We start from the raw sequence: 19586 nt of genomic DNA, 5'->3' as shown, positions 1-19586 counted from the left end.
CCGCCAGATCACGGCGACTGTGTGTTCGCGCAGGCTGGCACGACCGGAAAAGCGGCCCTGGGGAGTTTCATGATGAAAAGGTTTCTGTCGATGCTGCTGCTGGGCATCGTTGTGCTCACTCACGCCTGTGGGGTGCAGGCGGGTGCCGTTGATGACGCGCTCAAGCGCGGCACGCTGAGAGTCGGGACCAATCCCACGTATATCCCCTTCGAAATGACGAGCAAGCGCGGCGAAATCATTGGCTTCGAAATCGACCTGTTGCGGGAAATGAGCCGGGCGCTGGGGGTCAAGCTGGAACTGGTGGCCAGTCCTTACGCCGAGTTGCTCCCCGGTTTACTGGCGAACAAGTTCGACCTGGTTGCCAGCGGCATGACCCTGACCCAGGAGCGCAACCTGCGACTCAACTTCAGCGATGCCTTTATCGTGGTCGGGCAGACGCTGCTGATCCCCCTGGAACTGGGCAGCAAGGTGCAGAGTTTCGAGGACCTCAACGAGGCCGGCTATCGCATCGCGGCCAAGGCCGGGACCACGGGGGAAATCGTTGCAAAAAAAATGATGGGCGCAGCCCAACTGAGCACCTATGCCAATGAGGAAGAGGGCGTGCAGGCCGTGCTCGACGGCAAGGCCGACGCCTTTGTCCATGACGCCCCCTACAACCTGGTGGCGGTGAACAAGCTGGGCGACGGCAAGCTGTTGTGCCTGGACCAGCCGTTCACCTACGAACCGCTGGCCTTCGGGGTGAAGAAGGGCGACCACGACAGTCTCAACTGGATCAACCACTTTCTCCACCAGATCGCCGAAGATGGCACCTATGATCGGATCCACGACAAGTGGTTCAAGACCAGCGACTGGCTGGCCGAGATCGATTGAGCCCGGGCGCGATCTTGCGGGCAGCACAAACCTCATGTGGGAGCGGAGCTTGCCCGCGAAGAGGCCCGTGAGAACGCCAAAAGCTTCGCGGCGGTGCGGTGATCCGACAAGCTCCGCTCCCACAAAAGCGCGCATAACAGGGAGTGGGGGCTCAGACTTTGAAACGCTCCACCAGCCGCTGCAACTGTGCCCCCAGCTGACTCAACTGCAGGCTGGCGGCGGCTGTTTCATCACAGGCGTTGGCAGTCTGCTGTGACATATCCCGCACATGCAACATGCTGCGGCTGATCTGCTCGGCGACGACACTCTGTTCTTCGCCGGCGGCGGCGATCTGCTCGTTCATCCCGAGGATCTGCGACACGCTGCGGCTGATGGCTTCCAGCTTGCCACCGCTGTGGCGGCTCGACTCGACGCTGTGGCGGGTCAGTTTGCGGCTGTTGTCGAGCATGCCCGCGACCTCCTGGGTCCCGCCTTGCAAGGCCACGATCAGGTCCTTGATCTCTTGTGCCGAGTCCTGGGTGCGCTGCGCCAGGCAGCGCACCTCGTCGGCGACCACGGCGAAGCCACTGCCGGCCTCGCCGGCCCGGGCTGCCTCGATGGCGGCATTCAGGGCCAGCAGGTTGGTTTGCTGGGACACCGATTTGATCACATCGAGCACGCTGCCGATCCGCTCGCTTTCGCGCTGGAGCCCGCCCATGGCCTGGGAGCAGCGTTGCATATATTGCTCGAGTTGTTCGATCTGTTCGATGGCGTCGGCCACGGCGCTGTCACCTTCGCGGGCCTGCTGGTCGGCCTGGGTGGCTGCCACGGAGGCGGTTTCGGCGTGACGGGCGACTTCGAGCACACTGGCGCTCATCTGTTTCATGGCGGCGGCCACTTGCTCGGTGGCGGCGTACTGGCTGCTGACGCTGGCGTCGGTCTGCTCGGTGCTGGTCGACAGGTGCTCGGCGGCGCTGGCCACCCGCGAAGCGCTGATGCCGATGCCACGGATCAGCTCCCGCAGGCCCAGGGTCATGCCGCGCATGGCCTGTTGCAACTGGCCGAGCTCGTCCTGGCGATCCACCGCCACATCGCGGCTCAGGTCGCCCGCGGCGATATGGTGGGCCAGCTTCAGGCTGCGTGAGAGCGGGATCAGCAATTGGCGGCTGAGGACCCAGGCGGCCAGGGTCGCGATCAACCAGGCCAGCAGGGCTATTTTCGCCAGCAGCCATTTCGCCGCCTGGGTCTGGCGATCACGGGCCTGGGTCTGGCTGCGGCTGAGATCCTCGTTGCCGGCCAGCAGCTGGTTGCCCAGGCCTTCCATCACATTGTGGGCCGCCTCGGTGAGCAGTTGCGCGTCCTTGAAACGCTGCAGGGCCTCGCGGTAGTGGCGCAGTTCCAGCAGCATGCGCTGGTAGTCGTCGGCCAGTGGCGCCGTCAGCGGTGTGACCTGGGTTTCAAGTTGTCCAAGCCGGTCGATCGCCTTCAGTGCCTGCTCGGAATAGGCTTGCAGCGAATCGGCCAGATAGGCCGGTGTCTGCACGCTGGCGTGGGTCTCGTTGAGCAGTTGACGGAGTTCTTCGACCCGTTTGAGCGGGGCCTGCCACTGTTGCTCGTGGGGACTCTTGCCGGCTTCGCGCAATTGATGGGCGGCAAAGCGGGCCACCGCCTGGGTGGCCTGGGTCAGGCCGGCGTTCATCCGCTTGCGGGCGCGGTCACGATCGCGAAGGTTTTCATCGAGATCGTCGAGGGTGGTCTGGAAACCTTGGGCCGCGTGCTGCTGGTCGGCGAGGATCTGTCGTTCGCCCGGGTCCGTCAGGCGCGGCAGGAGCGTCGTCAGCAGTTTCTCGATACTCGCCAGCTGGCGGGTGATCCGGGTGCGACTCTGCGGGTCGTTCAGCACCCGGAAGGCGATGCGATCAGCGCGCATGTCACTGGTCAGGCGGCTGAGCCGGGCGATGCTCGACAGCGTGTGCGAGCGCTCTACCGTGGTACTCAGGGCGTGCCAGCCGGTGAGAGTGATCGCCAGGGTCAAGAGCAATACCAGGCCGAAGCCCAGGGCCAGTTTGAAGCGGATACTGCGGTCGCGCAGTGCGCGGGTCAGCCAACGGAACATGGTGAATCTCCTGCCAAACAGATAAGTCCATGGCCCTCACGCGCGAGTGCGTGGGGCATGTTCTGTCATCGGCTTGGACGCGGGAGATGCGACCTGAATGGGCTGTAGGGAGATTCCCTTAAAGGTGAAGGTTTTTGCTTTCTGCCTGTCGAACGCGTACCTGTAGGAGCATGGCTTGCCAGCGAAGAGGACCTTGAGATCGCCAAAAGCTTCGCGGGCAAGCCCTGCTCCTACAGGGGACCGAGTACATCCGGGTGTTGGGCGAGGGGGCTATGAAAAGAGCATTGGTGGATCAGAACAACCGGGCGAGCAGGGCGGTCACGGCGGTCTCGACCCGCAGGATGCGTTCGCCGAGTTGCACCGGTTGCAGCCCGGCCTTGCCCAGCAGGTCGATTTCGTAAGGAATCCAGCCGCCTTCCGGGCCGATGGCCAGGGTCACCGGCTCATCCAGGCCACGAGGGCAGGCCGGGTAGTCGCCGGGGTGGCCGACCAGGCCGAGAGTGCCCGCGCTGATGGCCGGCAGGCGGTCTTCGACAAAGGGCTTGAAGCGTTTCTCGATAACGATTTCCGGCAGTACGGTGTCGCGGGTCTGCTCCAGGCCGAGGATCAGTTGCTCGCGAATCGCTGCGGGTTCGAGGAACGGGGTCTGCCAGAAGCTCTTTTCCACCCGGTAGCTGTTCACCAGCACCACTTTCGGTACGCCGAGGGTGGCGACGGTCTGGAACACCCGGCGAAGCATTTTCGGGCGCGGCAGGGCGAGGATCAGGGTCAGCGGCAGTTTCGCCGGTGGCGCGCGATCCAGGCTGACCCGCAACTCGGCTTCCGTGGTATCCAGGCGCAATACCTCGGCGCTGCCCATCAGGCCGCCGATACGCCCGACCCGCAAGCTGTCGCCCACCGCCACGCGATGGACTTCCTGCATATGGGTCAGGCGCCGATCCCGCAGCACCACGAGGTCGGCCGCGATAAAGTCGGCCTCCTCCAGAAGCAGCAGGTTCACGTCAGCGGGGCTGGCGGCTGGGCGTCGTCGCGGTCGGCGGCCTCTTCGTCACTGCGTTTGCGGACCAGGCCACCGAACAGGATGCCGATCTCGAACAGCAGCCACATCGGCACCGCCAGCAGGGTCTGGGAGAACACGTCCGGCGGGGTCAGGATCATACCGACCACAAAGCAGCCGATGACCACGTAGGGACGGATTTTCTTCAGGTACTTGACGTCGACCACGCCTATCCATACCAGCAGCACCACCGCCACGGGGATTTCGAAGGCCACGCCGAAGGCGAAGAACAGCGTCATCACGAAGTCGAGGTAGCTGGTGATATCGGTCATCATTTCCACGCCGGCCGGGGTGGCGGCGGCGAAGAACTTGAAGATCAGCGGGAACACCAGGAAGTAGGCGAAGGCCATGCCGGTGTAGAACAGCAGGATGCTCGACACCAGCAGCGGCACGGCGATGCGTTTTTCATGCTTGTACAGGCCCGGTGCGATAAAGCCCCAGATCTGGTGCAGGATCACCGGGATGGCCAGGAACAGCGAGACCATCATGGTCAGTTTGAGCGGCGTCAGGAACGGCGACGACACGTCGGTGGCGATCATCGTCGCGCCCGCCGGCAGGTACTGGCGCAGCGGGATCGAGACGAAGGTGTAGATCTGCTGGGTAAAGGCGAACAGCCCGGCGAAGATCAGGAAGATCGCCGCGACACAGCGCAGCAGGCGGGTGCGCAACTCGGTGAGGTGCGAAACCAGCGGCATGTGCTGGTCGTTTTCCGGAATATCGCTCATGGGGCTCGCGGCGGCAATGTAGGGTCATGAGGCGCAGGCGCGGCGGCTGGCGTCGTGCTTGCGGGTTCTGTCAGGTGCGGCGCGGGCTCCACGGCACCGAGTACCGCTACCGGTTCGGCGGTGCTCGCCGGCGTCGGCGGGGTTTCCGTCGACACGGGTGGAGCGGTGTGGATCGTCTGCTCCACCACCGGCTCGGCCGGGGTGCTGGTGGCGATCGGCGAGAGGATCTTGCGAGCCTCCTGCTCCAGCGAGAGGATGTGCTCGTTGTGCAGTTGCCGACGGATCTCGTCGGCGCCGATCTCGCGTTCCACTTCCTGCTTGATCGCGTTGAAGCTGCGCTTCAACCGGCCGACCCACAGGCCTGCCGTGCGCGCGGCATGGGGCAGGCGCTCGGGGCCGAGCACCAACAGGGCCACCAGGCCCACGAGCAGCAGTTCACTGAAGCTGATACCGAACATTTGTCAGTACTCAAGAATTGTTGCGGGGCTCGTCAACTTTCTGCGCCTGCACATCGATGGTGTGCGGCGTGTTCTGCTGGGCGGTAGCCTGTGGCTGTACCGGTGGAGCCGGTTGCACGACAGGGGGGACCACCGGCTCGGCAGGCTTTTCTTCGTCGTTCATGGCCTTGCGAAAGCCCTTGATCGATTCGCCGACGTCGGTACCCAGGTTCTTCAGTTTCTTGGTGCCGAACACCAGCACGACGACAACCAGGATGACGATCCAGTGTTTCCAGTCAAAAATGCCCATGATGCTGCTCCTCTCGAAAGTTGTTAGGCGGACGGGCGCGAGGCCTTCTCGACGTGTCCGGACAGGCCGAAGCGGCGATCCAGTTCGTCCAGCACGGCCTGCGGATGCTGCCCCAGTTGGGCGAGCATGACCATACTGTGGAACCACAAATCGGCGGTTTCGTAGATGACGTCGCTGCAGTCGCCACTGATCGCGGCATCCTTTGCAGCAATAATAGTCTCGACCGACTCTTCGCCAACCTTTTCCAGGATCTTGTTCAGGCCTTTGTGATAGAGGCTGGCGACGTAGGAGCTGTCGGCGGCGGCGCCTTTGCGCTCTTCCAGCACTTGGGCCAGACGGGTCAGGGTGTCAGTCATGTTCAGTGTCCTGCCGAGTAGATGCTGTGCGGGTCCTTGAGGACCGGGTCGACGATCTTCCAGCCGCCGTTTTCATACACGCGGTAGAAGCAACTGTGCCGGCCTGTGTGGCAGGCGATATCACCGACCTGCTCGACCATCAGGATGATCGCGTCGGCGTCGCAATCCAGGCGCATTTCGTGCAGGTGCTGCACATGGCCCGACTCTTCGCCCTTGCGCCACAGCTTGCCACGGGAGCGTGACCAGTAAATGGCGCGGTTTTCGCTGGCGGTCAGTTGCAGCGCTTCGCGGTTCATCCAGGCCATCATCAGCACGCGCCCGGTCTTGTGATCCTGGGCAATGGCCGGCACCAGGCCGTCACTGTCCCATTTGATCTCGTCCAGCCAGTCTTTCATCTTCGACTCCGACAACCGGACACCACCCGCGTGGTGATGCCTCGGCGAATCAACAGTGTGCCAGCCCACGGCCCGACTGGCTATCGGCGCACGATCAGATACAAACCCACGGCAACCATGATACCCGCTGGCCAGTGGCCAAGCTCTTGTAACGGCCCGCCGGCGGCCAGTACCGCGCCGCCGCCGAGATGCGCGCAGCCGAGCAGGCGCAGGAGCCAGTCATCCTTGCGCCTGGTTTTCGGCTCGGGATTGCTGGCGTGGGGTTGGGCCATGCGTTCGAGCAGGTCGCGGGTCATATTGGCCAGGTGCGGCAACTGCTCGATCTGGCCGTGCAGGTTGCCGAGCAGGGTTCTCGGGCTGACACGCTCGCGCATCCAGCGTTCGAGGAACGGCTGGGCGGTGCTCCACAGGTCCAGGTCCGGGTACAGCTGGCGGCCCAGGCCTTCGATATTGAGCAGGGTTTTCTGCAATAACACCAACTGCGGCTGGACTTCCATATTGAAGCGCCGCGCGGTCTGGAACAGGCGCATCAGCACCTGGCCGAAGGAGATGTCCTTGAGCGGTTTTTCGAAGATCGGCTCGCAGACGGTGCGGATCGCCGCTTCGAACTCGTTGAGCTTGGTGTGCGCCGGCACCCAGCCCGAGTCGATGTGCAACTGGGCGACCCGGCGGTAGTCACGCTTGAAGAAGGCGAACAGGTTGCGGGCCAGGTAATCCTGGTCTTCCGGGGTCAGGCTGCCGACGATGCCGCAGTCGATGGCGATGTACTTCGGGCTCCACGGGTTCACGGTGCTGACGAAGATATTGCCGGGGTGCATGTCGGCATGGAAGAAGCTGTCGCGGAATACCTGGGTGAAGAAGATTTCCACGCCACGCTCGGCGAGCATTTTCATGTCGGTGCGCTGGTCGGCCAGGGTGGCCAGGTCGGTGACCTGGATGCCGTAGATGCGCTCCATCACCAGTACTTTCGGCCGGCACCAGTCCCAGTAGACCTGGGGCACGTACATCATCTCCGAACCTTCGAAGTTGCGCCGCAGCTGGCTGGCGTTGGCCGCCTCGCGCAGCAGGTCGAGTTCGTCGTAGATGGTCTTTTCGTAGTCGCTGACCACGTCCACCGGGTGCAGCAGGCGGGCATCGGCCGAGACCCGCTCGGCGGCCCGGGCGAGGAGGAACAGCCACGCCAGGTCCTGGGCGATGATCGGCTTGAGGCCGGGGCGGATGACCTTCACCACCACTTCCTCGCCGCTCTTGAGCTGGGCGGCATGCACTTGGGCTACCGAGGCCGAGGCCAATGGTTCGATATCGAAGCGGCTGAAGACTTCGCCGATCTTCTTGCCCAGTTGCGCCTCGATCAGCGTGACCGCGGTCTGCGAGTCGAACGGCGGCACGCGGTCCTGGAGCAGCATCAGCTCGTCGGCGATGTCCTCGGGCAGCAAGTCGCGGCGGGTCGAGAGGATCTGGCCGAACTTGATAAAGATCGGTCCCAGGTCCTGCAAGGCCAGGCGCAGGCGTGCGCCGCGACTCAGGTCCAGGGTCTTGCGCGGGAACCAGCGCCAGGGCAGGGCAAAGCGCAGCGCCAGGAGGAACCAGGGCAGGGGCAATTCGAACAGCAGGTCATCGAGACGGTAACGGATCACGACGCGCTGGATGCGCAACAGACGGCGGACGGCAAGCAGCTTCATGCGTTATCGCTGGATTTGAGGGATCGGGAAAGGCGCTCGACACGCGCCTCGAGACGTTCCAGGTCGAGCTTTACCCGGTCCAGTTCGGCGAAGCGCGCTTCGGCCTCATGGGTGCCGACCAGGGCACGGGACTCTTCACTGAGGTATTCGGCGAGGTTCTGCTTCAGGCTGACAAAGCCCTGCTTGTACCAGCCGGCGCGGCTGCGCAGGTGACCGCTGAGCAGGGGCGTGGCGATCGGCCCGAGCCAGCGCGAGAGTTCGTACTCCCAGTCCAGCTCCAGGTCCTGGAGCACGCCGGCCAGGTCCAGCAGCACCGCGCTGTCGCCTTCCAGGTCGACCTCGGGGCTGTGGAGCGCGGCGGTCTTGTCGCGGCTCAGGGCCAGGTTCACTAGGCTCGAAGCCGGGGCGCGGAGAATGCAGTCGGCCTCGGCGGCCCAGTGCGCGGCCAGCAGCAGGCCTTCGTCGCTGGGCAGGATGAACAGCTTCAGGGCCGGGCTGGCGCAGTCGACTTCGATGACTTTGCCGGTCAGGTGGCCCAGGCGGCTCAAGGCCGTGCTGTCGAGGCGCAACACACGGTTGAGACCGTGTTCGACGCCGGCGAGAAGGCCGCTTAGGATCATCAGGGCTTGATGCCGCGATGCAGGGCGACGATGCCCGCGGTCATGTTGTGGTAGGTCACGCGGTCGAAACCGGCTTCCACCATCATCGACTTCAGGGTTTCCTGGTTCGGGTGCATGCGGATCGATTCGGCCAGGTAGCGATAGCTTTCCGAGTCGTTGGTGATCAGCTTGCCGGCCAGGGGCATGAAGGCGAACGAATAGGCGTCGTAGACCTTGGACATCAGCGCGTTGGTCGGCTTGGAGAACTCCAGCACCAGCAGGCGGCCCCCGGGCTTGAGGACTCGCAGCATGGAGCGCAGGGCGTCTTCCTTGTGGGTGACGTTGCGCAGGCCGAAGGCGATGGTCACGCAGTCGAAATGGTTGTCCGGGAACGGCAGTTTTTCCGCGTCGGCCTGGACGAACTCGACATTGCCGGCCACGCCCAGGTCCAGCAGGCGATCACGGCCGACCTTGAGCATGGAGGCGTTGATGTCGGCCAATACCACCTGGCCGGTGGGGCCCACCAGGTGCGAGAACTTGCGCGCCAGGTCGCCGGTGCCGCCGGCGATATCCAGCACCCGGTTACCCGTGCGCACGCCGGACAGCTCGATGGTGAAGCGCTTCCAGAGGCGATGCATGCCACCGGACAGCACGTCGTTCATCAGGTCGTACTTGGCGGCCACGGAGTGGAACACCTCGGCGACCTTCTCGGCCTTTTGGCTTTCCGGTACGTTCTTGAAGCCGAAGTGCGTGGTGGGTTCGGCATCGCTGCCTTTGCGCTGATCAGTCATGTCGCTGTCACCAGAAGAGAATGCGGGCATTCTAATCCCGGTGGCCGGCTTTGTCTTGGCAAGGGTGCATGTAAGATAGGCAACCGCCGGGACGTTTTGACGCATTCAGGGTCAGGAATCACCGGGCAAGTCCCGATAGAGCAGGAGTCATTCGATGGCCCGTATTAGTGTTGAACGCGCCCATGGCCTGGGCAAGGCCGGTGCACGCGAGAAGGCCGACCAACTGGCGCAGAAGCTGGCCGGGCAGTATGGCCTGGAGCCGCAGTGGTCCGGCGATACCCTCAACCTCAAGCGTTCCGGGGTCAAAGGCGCGGTGCATGTGAGTGAAGAAACGATCCGCGTCGAGGTCGAGCTGGGCCTGTTGATGTCGGCCATGAGCGGCACCATCAAGGCCGAGATCGAAAAGGCCCTGGACAAGGCGCTGGTCTGACCACCTGTGCTGCGCCCTGGCAGAGGGGCGCTTTTGTGGGAGCGGTGCTTGTCGATCGCCGCACCACCGTGAGGTCTATAGCGGCTTCAAGGGCCTCTTCGCGGGCAAGCTCCGCTCCCACAACAAGCACCACTCCGACACCGGGCCGGCCTTTAGGGTGCCCATTCTAATTTTTGTCATTACTTTGTGCATAAGCCCCCATTCCGGTGGGCAGATCCTCCAACCCTTCACGTGTGAGGTGCACCATGGCCAAAGTAAGTCTGAAGAAAAAATCCGACGGTCAGCCAACCGCCCTGGCTGAGGTGAAAGTGTATGCCCGCAAGATCTGGCTGGCGGGTCTGGGCGCTTATACCAAGGTCGGCCGCGAAGGCAGCGAGTACTTCAAGGAACTCGTGGAAGCTGGTCAAGACGTTGAAAAAGAAGGCAAAAAACTGATTGGCGCGCAGCGTGAAGCGGCCAACAGCCAGATCGATAACGTTAAGAGCGAAGTCACCAGCCTCAAGGGCAAGGTGGAAGTGCAACTGGACAAGGTCGAGAAGGCCTTTGACAACCGTGTCGCCAGTGCCTTGAATCGCATCGGGATTCCGTCTAAACATGATGTGGAGACACTCTCTGCTAAGCTCGATGAGCTGACGGCATTGCTCGAACGTGTCGCGCGTAAACATTAAGGAGAACGGGATGGCTGGCAAAAAGAATACCGAGAAAGAAAGCAGCTCGTGGATCGGGAAGGTTGAGGAGTACTCCCGCAAAATCTGGCTTGCTGGTTTAGGCGTGTACTCGAAGATCGATACCGACGGCAGCAAACTCTTCGAGACCCTGGTGAAAGACGGCGAGAAGGCCGAGAAACTCACCAAGACCGCCGTCGACAAGAAAGTCGACGCGGCCAAGGACTCCGCCAGTTCGGCCAAGTCGCGCATCGCAGGGGTCAAGGACCGTGCGCTGGGCAAGTGGGACGAGTTGGAAGGGGCTTTCGACAAGCGCTTGAACAGCGCCATTTCGCGCCTGGGCGTACCGAGCCGCAATGAAGTGAAAGCGCTGCACAGCAAGGTCGATACCTTGACCAAGCAGATCGAGGCGCTCACCGGTCACTCGGTGCCCAAGGCCTCGGCGGGGACCGCAGCGGCCAAGCCGGCGGCGAAAGCGGCAGCCAAGCCTCTGGTTAAAGCGGCGGCCAAACCTGCCGCCAAGCCTGCCGCCAAGCCTGCGGCGAAAACCGCGGCGGCCAAGCCGGCGGCAAAAGCAGTTGCCAAGCCGGCAGCGAAACCTGCCGCCAAACCGGCAGCAGCGGCGAAACCGGCGGCCAAGCCTGTGGCAGCCAAACCGGCCGCGAAACCTGCGGCCAAACCGGCAGCGGCGAAAAAGCCTGCTGCCGCGAAGCCGGCTCCTGCTGCGGCAGCCAAGCCTGCCGTGGCTCCGGTATCGGCGGCCAACTCGGCCGCTCCGGCGCCGGCATCCGCTCCAGCGGCTACGCCAGCAGCACCGACGCCTGCTTCTCAAGCCTGAGTCGTCGCCCGCTGAATGAAAACGCCCGGCCTGTGAAGGTCGGGCGTTTTTGTGTGGGGCTGTCGAGCACCGCTCTTGTAGGAGTCGGCTTGCTGGCGATGGGGTCCGAAAGTCTTGCATCGCCCTGAGGGACGCCTTCGCGGGCAAGCCCTGCTCCTGCAGTCCTCTGTCGTACACAAAATCAGCGAACGACGAAGTACTGCAGGAGCGGCCGGTCGACGCTCGATTGCCCGCGAAGAGGCCAGCACTGGCGCTACAGAAGATAACGTTAGTCGTGATCTTCGAGATAACGCAACGCCATCTGCTCCGTCACCAACCGCGACGAGGGCAGCAGATGCGGGGCCACCAGCATCATGATCTGGTACACCACCAGCCGCACTTCACCCTCCCGCCCAAGAATCCGCTGGTAATCCAGGGAAAACAGCAGCGTCAGGGTAATCTGCTCCACCAACTGCCCAAGGGCCTGGGTTTCACTCAGCAGCATGCCCTGCGCCTTCAGTCGCGCCAGCAACGACGCCAACGTCCGCTTGAGGGCATTGAGCAGGTTGCGAATGCCCTTGGCCAGCTTGGGCAAGCGCCCGGACAGATTGGACAGGTCCTGGAACAGAAAACGGTAATGGGCCAGTCGCTCGACGATCAGATGCAGGAAGAACCAGTAATCCTCGGGCGCCAGCCGCGCGTCGGCAGGCGGGTCGAGCAAGGGTGCCAGCTCGGCCTGGAAACGCTCGAACAAGCCCAGCACCAGCGGCTCCTTGCCATGGAAATGGTAGTAGAGGTTGCCCGGGCTGATCCCCATTTCATTGGCCACCTCCATGGTCGAAACGTTGGGCTCGCCTTTCTGGTTGAACAGTTGCAGGGCGCATTCAAGGATCCGGTCGCGGGTTTTCATCCAGTCTTCTTAGGTCGTTCCGACCGTTCGCCACGGCTGTGGGGCAGCCGTGGCCGGTAATCGTCAACGCACTCGCACATAGGTGCCGGGTGCCGCTTCCATGGGTGGGTAATTGGCGTTGCCCAAGGTCATCTGGGTTTCACGTTGGGCTCCCGAACGCTCCTGGATCCAGCTCAGCCATTGGGTCCACCAGCTGCCTTCGACCTGTTTGCCGTCGTAGTACCAGGCCCGCGGATCACTGCTCAGCCGGGGGTTGTCGACGTAGTTGGCCTTGGGGTTGCTCGGCGGGTTGAGGATGCTCTGGATATGCCCGCTGTTGGACAGCACGAACCGGCGATCGCCCCCCAGCAGCAGGGTCGAGCGATACACCGCGTCCCAGGGCGTGATGTGGTCGTTGATACCCCCGACGCTGAAGCTGTCGACCGTGACTTTTTGCAGGTCGATGGGCGTGCCGCAGACTTCCAGGCCGCCCGGATGGCTCAGCGGGTTGTGCTTGAAGAAGTCCAGCAGGTCGCCGTGAAAGGCCGCCGGCAGGCGGGTGTTGTCGTTGTTCCAGTAGAGAATGTCGAACGCCGGCGGTTCCTTGCCCAGCAGGTAGTTGTTGACCCAGTAGTTCCAGATCAGGTCGTTGGGCCGCATCCAGGCGAAGACTTTCGCCATGTCGCGGCCGTCGAGTACACCTTGCTGGTAAGAACGGCGCTTGGCGGCTTCCAGGGTCTGCTCATCGGCGAACAGCATGGCCGGGCTGTCCAGTTGGCTGTCGAGCAGGCTGACCAGGTAGGTGGCGCTGGATACCCGGCGCAGTTGTCGTTTGGCCAACAGGTGGCCCTGCAGAGCGGCGATGGTCAGGCCGCCGGCACAGGCACCCATCAGGTTGACCTCGCGGCTGGCGGTGATCGCCCGGCACACGTTCAGCGCTTCTTCCAGCGCTTCGACATAGCTGGACAGGCCCCATTCGCGATGACGCACATCCGGGTTGCGCCAGCTGACGATAAACACCTGCAGGCCGTTCTTCAGCGCGTACTGGACGAAGCTGTTGGATGGGCTGAGGTCGAAAATGTAGTACTTGTTGATCTGCGGCGGGACGATCAACAGCGGCTTGGCGTACTGTTTTTCGCTCATGGGCTTGTACTGGATCAGTTCCAGTTGCTCGTTGCGAAACACCACCGAGCCGGGGGTGGTGGCCACGGTCTTGCCGACTTCGAACGAGTGCTTGGTGACCTGGCTGGGCAAGCCGTTGTTGTGCAGCAGGTCATCCACCAGGTGGCTGATGCCGCGCACGATGCTGTTGCCGCCGGAGTTGAAGACTTCCTTGACCGCCAGCGGATTGAGCAGGGTATTGGACGGCGCCATGGCGTCGTTGAGCAGGGCGAAGACAAAGTGCGCGCGGGCGCGGTCATCGTCGCTCATCCGGCTCTCGTCGATCCAGTGCTTGACCTGTTTCTGCCAGGCCAGATAGGCCTGCAGGCTGCGGCGGTAGAACGGGTTCAGGCTCCAGGCCGGGTCGGCGAAGCGCGGGTCATGGGGGTTGGGCTTGTACGGTGTGTCACCGAGCAGCACCTTGCCCAGTTGTCCGCCCAGGGCCAGGGCATGCCGGGCGGTATGGATCGGGTTGCGCAGGCCGTGGGCGGCCACGCTGCGCAGGGTGGAAAACAGATCCCGGCCGCGCAGACCGGTAATCGCACTCTGTGCGTTGATGAACGCGGCGGGTGTGGGCATCGAGCCCGTCGCTGGTTTGTCTCGCATGAGTCAACACTCCTTCGTCATCAAGCTATCAACCAACACAGGGGACCGCGACGGACGGGGGCGTCGGTCGCTGACCTTGTGCGCCGCACGGACGTCCTGCCCGTGTGCGCTTACTACCAGGGAATACTCCTAGGTGCTTTTCAAAGGCGCCGGTTGTGGATGCATCACCGCCCGTTGGCGTTCTTCCTGGAGGAATTTCATGATGATCGGCGCGACGGCCTCGGCCCGGGTGATCAGGAATAAATGACCGTCGTCGATTATGTGTAGCTGGGCATTGGGGATTCGCCAAGCCAGCAGGCGCATATTGATCAGTGGAATCAGCGGATCGTCATCACCGGCCAGCACCAGGGTCGGCTGGCGGATCCTGTGCAGCCAGTGGATGCTGGTCCAGCCGAGGCCCGCAAACAGTTGCCAGTAGTAACCGAGCTTGCCGGCGGAGCGGACCTTGGCGGCATGCTCGGCGGCCAGGTGCGGGTCGCGGCGAAAGGCGCCGCCGTAGATGGTCGGGGCAATGCGGATCACGTGGGACGGCTGGATATAGCGCCGTGGACTGGCCATGTTCCACAACACCTTGGGCTTGCCCGGAACCATCACCGCACCGGCGGCGGTGGCGGCGAGGATCAGCTTCTTGCAGCGTTCCGGGTAGTCATGGGCGAATTGTTGCGCCAGGGCGCCGCCCCAGGACACGCCCACCGCGTTGACCTGGCCGTAATCCAGGTAGTCGAGCATGCGCGCGGTGAGCTTGGCCAGGCCGGGGAAGCGATAGGGCCGCTTGGGGGTCGACGAGCCGCCGACGCCGGGGACGTCGAAGGCGATGACTTCCAGGTCCGGGTCCAGGGCATGGACGAACGGAAACACCAGCTCCAGGTTGGCGCCGATGCCGTTGAAAATCAGCAAGGGCGTCATATGAGGCTTGCCGGGGCGAACCGCGGTGCGGATGGTCTGGCCATCCAGATCGATAGTTCGGAAGATAAACGGTTGCGGCATGCTCGAAGCCCTGTGGTTAAAACCTGTTTGCAGCCCCGGCTCCGTAGGAGCGAGCTTGCTCGCGGTGGTTGCCGGGACGCTGCGGGGTGTCAGGTTTCCCGCATTATCGTTGGCCTCCATCGCGAGCAAGCTCGCTCCTACAGGGTGAGGGCTGTTCTAGCGCTCGTGCACATAGGTGCCCGGTGCCGCCTCGCCGGCCGGGTAGGCCTTGCTGCCCAGGCTGGTCGGTGATTTCTTCAGTTTGCCCGAGCGCTCGGCCTGCCACGCTTGCCAGTGCAGCCACCACGAATCGGTGTGTTTGGTAGAGTTTTCCTGCCAGTCGTCGGCCTTGGCCGGCATCTCGGTGTTGGTCATGTAGCGGGATTTCGGGTTGCCCGGCGGGTTCAGGATGCTCTGGATATGGCCGCTGCTGGACAGCACGAACTCGACCTTGCCGCCGAACAGCTGCGCCGACTTGTAGCAGGACTTCCAGGGCGTGATGTGATCGTTGGTGCCGGCCAGGGCAAAGATATCGGCGTCGACCTTCTTCAGGTCGATCGGCGTACCGCACACTTCGAGGGCATTGGGGCGTATCAGTGGGTTGTTCTTGAACATCTCGATCAGGTCGCCGTGGAAGGCGGCCGGCAGGCGCGTGGTGTCGTTGTTCCAGAAAAGGATATCGAACACCGGCGGCTCGTTGCCCAGCAGGTAGTTGTTGACCCAGTAGTTCCAGATCAGGTCGTTGGGGCGCATCCAGGCGAAGACCTTGGCCATGTCGCTGCCTTCCAGCACGCCGGCCTGGTAGGAGTGGCGCTTGGCGGCTTCGAGGGTCTGTTCGTCGACGAACAGCGCGACCTGGGTGTCGAGGGTGGTGTCGAGCACGCTGACCAGCAGGGTCAGGGCGTTGACCTTCTTCTCGCCGAGGGCGGCGTAGTGGCCGAGCAGGGCGGTGCAGGTGATGCCGCCGGAGCAGGCCCCGAGCATGTTCACGTCCTTGCTGCCAGTGATGGCGGTGACCACGTCGACGGCTTCTTTCAGGGCGTCGATATAGGTCGACAGGCCCCACTCGCGCTGCGCCTTGGTCGGGTTGCGCCAGCTGACGATAAAGGTCTGCACGTGGCTGCGCAGGCAGAAACGCGCCAGGCTCTTGTCGGGGCTCAGGTCAAACACATAGAACTTGTTGATCTGCGGCGGCACCACCAGCAGCGGCCGCTCATGCACCTGCTCGGTGACGGGGCTGTACTGGATCAGCTCCAGCACATCGTTGCGAAACACCACCGCGCCTTCGGTGGTGCCCAGGCTCTTGCCGACCTCGAAGGCGCCCATGTTCACCTGGCTGGGCATGCCGCCGTTGTGCACCAGGTCCTTGGCCAGGTTCGAGAGGCCGTCGAGCAGGCTCTTGCCGCCGGTTTCGAAGAAGCGCTTGACCGCCGCCGGGTTGGCTGCGGTGTTGGTCGGGGCCATGGCCTCGGTCATCAGGTTGATGACGAAGTGGCCGCGACTGATGTCCTGTGGCGACAGCGAACTCTCGTCGATCCAGGCATGGAGCTCCTTGCGCCAGGCCAGGTAGGTTTGCAGGTAACGCCGGTACAGCGGGTTCTGGCTCCAGGCCGGGTCGTTGAAACGACGGTCATCGCTTTCCGGCTGCAGGCCGGACTTGCCCAGCAGCACGTTCTTCAATTCGACGCCGAAATGGGCGACATGCTTGACGCTGTGGATGGGTTGTTTGATGGCTTGGGTCAATACCATTCGTGCAGAAGTAAGAAGATCCTTTCTACGCAAGCCGACGACGGGGTTCAGGCCCAGGGTGTTTTCCGAGGCTTGCCGCTGCAGGTCATCGTTGTTCTTGTTACTCATCTACGACGCTCCATTGTCCTGAGACGAGTACCGGGTACAGCTGTGCAAATGGCACAGCGAATGCCAAGTACTACTGCTCGGGTGACCGTTGATTGCACATCGTTAAATGCACGGAACTTGCCAGCTCCATTGGTTACCCGAGTTTGATTTTTTTCGCAAGCGGGCCAATCGTTAGCCACGCCGTGGGGGATTGAATCAGATGTGATTAGAAAATGCCCCCCAAAACGACCAGAGGTCCGGATTAGAGCATCAGCCTGACGACGGACTCGGACGGGTCGCGGGATTTTCCGGCGGCTTTGAGTTCGGCAAGATAATCGGCCCACAAGTCATCCTGGCGACGGGCGAGCTCGTAGAGGTAGTCCCAGGTGAACAGTCCGCTGTCATGACCGTCGTCGAAGGTCAATTTCAGTGCGTACTGGCCGGCGGGTTCGAGTTGGCTCAAACCGACGTTGAGCTTGCCGAACTGGAGGATGGGCTTGCCGTGGCCCTGGACCTCGGCCGAAGGCGAGTGCACCCGCAGGAATTCGGCGCTCAGGTGGTATTCCTCGTCCGGACCGTATTTGAGGGTCAGGGTTTTCGAGGCTTTGTGCAGGTTGATGGCGGTGGGGAGTCGGGTGGTCATGGGAAGCCTGCGATCCGTCTGTGTAAGCGAATCCTGTAGGAGCAGGGCTTGCCCGCGAAGGGGGCCTTGAGGGCGCCAAAAGCTTCGCGGGCAAGCCCTGCTCCTACAGGGGCGCGATGTGCTCCTTAGAGGATATACCGCGACAGGTCTTCGTTCTTCGCCAATTCACCCAGGTGGCTGTTGACGTACTCGGCGTCGATGCGGATCGGCTCTTCGCTGTGGGTGCTGGCCAGGTCGCCGGCGCTGAACGAGACTTCCTCCAGCAGGCGCTCGAGCAGCGTGTGCAGGCGACGGGCACCGATGTTCTCGGTCTTCTCGTTGACCTGCCAGGCGATTTCCGCCAGGCGCTTGATGCCGTCCGGCATGAACTCGATGGTCAGCCCTTCGGTTTTCAGCAGTTCACGGTACTGCTCGGTCAGCGAGGCATGGGGTTCGCTGAGGATGCGCTCGAAGTCTTCCGGGCTCAGGGCCTTGAGTTCGACACGGATCGGCAGGCGGCCTTGCAGCTCGGGCACCAGGTCGCTCGGCTTGCTCAGGTGGAACGCGCCGGAGGCGATAAACAGGATATGGTCGGTCTTGACCATGCCCAGCTTGGTGTTCACCGTGCAGCCTTCGATCAGCGGCAGCAGGTCGCGCTGTACGCCTTCACGGGATACGTCGGCACCGCCGACATTGCCGCGCTTGGCGACCTTGTCGATTTCGTCGATAAACACGATACCGTGCTGTTCCACCGCTTCCAGGGCCTTGGCCTTCAACTCCTCGTCGTTGACCAGGCGCCCGGCTTCTTCGTCACGGACCAGCTTGAGCGCGTCCTTGACCTTGAGCTTGCGGCTCTTGCGCTTGCCCTTGCCCATGTTGGCGAACAGGTTCTGCAACTGGTTGGTCATTTCTTCCATGCCTGGCGGCGTGGCGATCTCGACGCCGAACGACTCGGCCACTTCGATTTCGATTTCCTTGTCATCCAGCTGGCCTTCGCGCAGGCGCTTGCGGAACAGCTGGCGGGTGTTGGAGTCCTGGGCCGGGGCGGCATCTTCGTTGAAACCCATGCGTGCCGGTGGCAGCAGGGCGTCGAGGATACGTTCCTCGGCGGCGTCTTCGGCACGATGGCGGACCTTGACCAGCTCCTGCTCGCGCAGCAGCTTGATCGCGGCGTCGGCCAGGTCACGGATGATCGATTCGACGTCACGGCCGACATAGCCGACTTCGGTGAACTTGGTCGCTTCGACCTTGATGAACGGGGCGTTGGCCAGTTTGGCCAGGCGCCGGGCGATTTCGGTCTTGCCGACACCGGTCGGACCGATCATCAGGATGTTCTTGGGGGTCACCTCGACGCGCAGCTCCTCGGGGAGCTGCATCCGCCGCCAGCGGTTGCGCAGGGCAATGGCGACGGCGCGCTTGGCATCGTCCTGGCCAATGATATGGCGATTGAGTTCGTGGACGATTTCGCGGGGGGTCATGGACATAATATGTGGGTCCTCAAGCGGGAACGGGCAGCCGGACAGGCTGGTTATTCCGCGAGGTCCTGCTCCTCGATGGTGACGTTGTGATTGGTGAAGACGCAGATGTCAGCGGCGATACCCAGGGCGGCTTCGACGATTTCCCGGGCCGACAGATCGGTTTTCTTCAACAGTGCGCTGGCCGCGGCCTGGGCGTAGCCACCACCGGAGCCCATGGCGATCAGGCCGTTTTCCGGTTCAACGACGTCGCCGTTGCCGGTGATGATCAGTGAAGCATCTTTGTTGGCGACCGCCAGCATGGCTTCCAGGCGACTCAGGGAGCGGTCGGTACGCCACTCCTTGGCCAATTCGACAGCGGCGCGGACCAGATGACCCTGGTGTTTTTCCAACTGGCCTTCGAAACGCTCGAACAGGGTGAAGGCGTCGGCGGTGGCACCGGCGAAACCGGCGATGACTTCGCCGTGGTAGAGGCGCCGGACTTTTTTCGCGTTGCCCTTCATGACGGTGTTGCCGAGGGAAACCTGGCCGTCGCCGCCCATGACGACTTTGCCGTGGCGACGAACTGAAACGATGGTGGTCAAGGGAGAATCTCCACGCAGCGGGGCGAAAATGCCTGATGGAAACTCATATGGGGGTGGTGGTGGGTTTTTCAACCGTGGGCGGGATGAGGGGATGAGTGGTGTAGGCGGGCGAGGTTTGTTTTGTCTGAACGATTGCTATCGCCAGCAAGCCAGCTCCTACAGTTCCGTGTCGTATATGAGGCTTATGTACGCCACAAAATTGTAGGAGCAGAGCTTGC

General features: G+C 62.8%; 21 protein-coding genes. 4 read left to right on the top strand and 17 right to left on the bottom strand.

Going from position 1 to position 19586, the window contains the following annotated elements:
* Positions 1 to 69 precede the first annotated feature (69 nt).
* Positions 70 to 870 (top strand): transporter substrate-binding domain-containing protein, encoded by an 801-nt coding sequence (locus M5C01_RS07120; RefSeq protein WP_152737770.1) that lies wholly within the window; start codon positions 70 to 72, stop codon positions 868 to 870.
* 151 nt (positions 871 to 1021) lie between these two features.
* Here M5C01_RS07120 and M5C01_RS07115 read toward each other — a convergent pair whose 3' ends face one another.
* The 10 genes from M5C01_RS07115 to ubiE form a co-directional block, all read right to left on the bottom strand.
* Entirely contained in the window at positions 1022 to 2965 is a 1944-nt protein-coding gene (locus M5C01_RS07115; protein ID WP_152737769.1) for a methyl-accepting chemotaxis protein, read from the bottom strand.
* A 292-nt stretch (positions 2966 to 3257) separates the two neighbouring features.
* Positions 3258 to 3965: a 16S rRNA (uracil(1498)-N(3))-methyltransferase gene (locus tag M5C01_RS07110; protein WP_177103138.1), complete on the bottom strand. Its 708-nt coding sequence runs from the start codon at positions 3963 to 3965 to the stop codon at positions 3258 to 3260.
* The gene (gene tatC / locus M5C01_RS07105) at positions 3962 to 4765 is read right to left on the bottom strand and encodes a twin-arginine translocase subunit TatC (RefSeq protein ID WP_177103215.1); all 804 of its coding nucleotides are present in this window, start codon (positions 4763 to 4765) and stop codon (positions 3962 to 3964) included. Before tatC ends, M5C01_RS07110 begins: the two co-directional genes overlap by 4 nt.
* Entirely contained in the window at positions 4744 to 5205 is a 462-nt protein-coding gene (gene tatB / locus M5C01_RS07100) for a Sec-independent protein translocase protein TatB (RefSeq protein ID WP_152737768.1), read from the bottom strand. The genes tatC and tatB overlap by 22 nt, the downstream gene beginning before the upstream one ends.
* A gap of 10 nt (positions 5206 to 5215) precedes the next feature.
* Positions 5216 to 5494: a twin-arginine translocase TatA/TatE family subunit gene (locus M5C01_RS07095; protein WP_103497716.1), complete on the bottom strand. Its 279-nt coding sequence runs from the start codon at positions 5492 to 5494 to the stop codon at positions 5216 to 5218.
* A 23-nt stretch (positions 5495 to 5517) separates the two neighbouring features.
* Positions 5518 to 5850: a phosphoribosyl-ATP diphosphatase gene (locus M5C01_RS07090; protein ID WP_018929162.1), complete on the bottom strand. Its 333-nt coding sequence runs from the start codon at positions 5848 to 5850 to the stop codon at positions 5518 to 5520.
* A gap of 2 nt (positions 5851 to 5852) precedes the next feature.
* Positions 5853 to 6245, bottom strand: coding sequence for a phosphoribosyl-AMP cyclohydrolase (gene hisI, locus M5C01_RS07085; protein WP_152737767.1), 393 nt, complete (start codon positions 6243 to 6245; stop codon positions 5853 to 5855).
* A gap of 80 nt (positions 6246 to 6325) precedes the next feature.
* Positions 6326 to 7927: a ubiquinone biosynthesis regulatory protein kinase UbiB gene (gene ubiB / locus M5C01_RS07080; RefSeq protein WP_152737766.1), complete on the bottom strand. Its 1602-nt coding sequence runs from the start codon at positions 7925 to 7927 to the stop codon at positions 6326 to 6328.
* On the bottom strand, positions 7924 to 8547 hold the full coding sequence (locus tag M5C01_RS07075) for an SCP2 domain-containing protein (protein WP_103497712.1): 624 nt from the start codon (positions 8545 to 8547) through the stop codon (positions 7924 to 7926). Before M5C01_RS07075 ends, ubiB begins: the two co-directional genes overlap by 4 nt.
* Entirely contained in the window at positions 8547 to 9317 is a 771-nt protein-coding gene (gene ubiE, locus M5C01_RS07070) for a bifunctional demethylmenaquinone methyltransferase/2-methoxy-6-polyprenyl-1,4-benzoquinol methylase UbiE (protein WP_103497711.1), read from the bottom strand. Before ubiE ends, M5C01_RS07075 begins: the two co-directional genes overlap by 1 nt.
* Before the next feature lie 154 nt (positions 9318 to 9471).
* Between ubiE and M5C01_RS07065 the strand changes: the two genes are divergently transcribed.
* The 3 genes from M5C01_RS07065 to M5C01_RS07055 all read left to right on the top strand — a co-directional run bounded on the left by M5C01_RS07065 (position 9472) and on the right by M5C01_RS07055 (position 11250).
* Complete coding sequence (locus M5C01_RS07065) at positions 9472 to 9747, top strand: polyhydroxyalkanoic acid system family protein (RefSeq protein WP_103497709.1); 276 nt, start codon at positions 9472 to 9474, stop codon at positions 9745 to 9747.
* A gap of 245 nt (positions 9748 to 9992) precedes the next feature.
* The gene (locus tag M5C01_RS07060; protein WP_103497708.1) at positions 9993 to 10415 is read left to right on the top strand and encodes a phasin family protein; all 423 of its coding nucleotides are present in this window, start codon (positions 9993 to 9995) and stop codon (positions 10413 to 10415) included.
* Positions 10416 to 10425: 10 nt separating this feature from the next.
* Complete coding sequence (locus M5C01_RS07055) at positions 10426 to 11250, top strand: phasin family protein (protein WP_152737765.1); 825 nt, start codon at positions 10426 to 10428, stop codon at positions 11248 to 11250.
* Between the two features lie 268 nt (positions 11251 to 11518).
* Here M5C01_RS07055 and M5C01_RS07050 read toward each other — a convergent pair whose 3' ends face one another.
* The 7 genes from M5C01_RS07050 to hslV all read right to left on the bottom strand — a co-directional run bounded on the left by M5C01_RS07050 (position 11519) and on the right by hslV (position 19368).
* The gene (locus M5C01_RS07050) at positions 11519 to 12139 is read right to left on the bottom strand and encodes a TetR/AcrR family transcriptional regulator (protein WP_152737764.1); all 621 of its coding nucleotides are present in this window, start codon (positions 12137 to 12139) and stop codon (positions 11519 to 11521) included.
* A gap of 63 nt (positions 12140 to 12202) precedes the next feature.
* The gene (gene phaC, locus M5C01_RS07045; protein WP_152737763.1) at positions 12203 to 13885 is read right to left on the bottom strand and encodes a class II poly(R)-hydroxyalkanoic acid synthase; all 1683 of its coding nucleotides are present in this window, start codon (positions 13883 to 13885) and stop codon (positions 12203 to 12205) included.
* A gap of 129 nt (positions 13886 to 14014) precedes the next feature.
* A complete protein-coding gene (phaZ, locus tag M5C01_RS07040) occupies positions 14015 to 14872 on the bottom strand; it encodes a poly(3-hydroxyalkanoate) depolymerase (protein WP_103496428.1) in 858 nt (285 codons plus the stop codon).
* Between the two features lie 156 nt (positions 14873 to 15028).
* Entirely contained in the window at positions 15029 to 16708 is a 1680-nt protein-coding gene (gene phaC, locus M5C01_RS07035; RefSeq protein ID WP_152737762.1) for a class II poly(R)-hydroxyalkanoic acid synthase, read from the bottom strand.
* Positions 16709 to 16949: 241 nt separating this feature from the next.
* Positions 16950 to 17330 carry a DUF971 domain-containing protein gene (locus M5C01_RS07030; protein ID WP_103495041.1) on the bottom strand — a complete coding sequence of 127 codons (381 nt, stop codon included), beginning with the start codon at positions 17328 to 17330 and terminating at the stop codon, positions 16950 to 16952.
* Positions 17331 to 17455: 125 nt separating this feature from the next.
* Positions 17456 to 18793, bottom strand: coding sequence for an ATP-dependent protease ATPase subunit HslU (gene hslU / locus M5C01_RS07025; RefSeq protein ID WP_103495040.1), 1338 nt, complete (start codon positions 18791 to 18793; stop codon positions 17456 to 17458).
* A gap of 44 nt (positions 18794 to 18837) precedes the next feature.
* Entirely contained in the window at positions 18838 to 19368 is a 531-nt protein-coding gene (hslV, locus tag M5C01_RS07020; protein ID WP_103495039.1) for an ATP-dependent protease subunit HslV, read from the bottom strand.
* Positions 19369 to 19586: the final 218 nt, after the last annotated feature.

Origin of the sequence: Pseudomonas sp. MWU12-2319 (genome assembly GCF_023242525.1) — a bacterium.
Taxonomy (GTDB): Bacteria; Pseudomonadota; Gammaproteobacteria; order Pseudomonadales; family Pseudomonadaceae; genus Aquipseudomonas; species Aquipseudomonas gingeri_D.
This window is presented reverse-complemented; position numbering and strand designations above follow the sequence as displayed.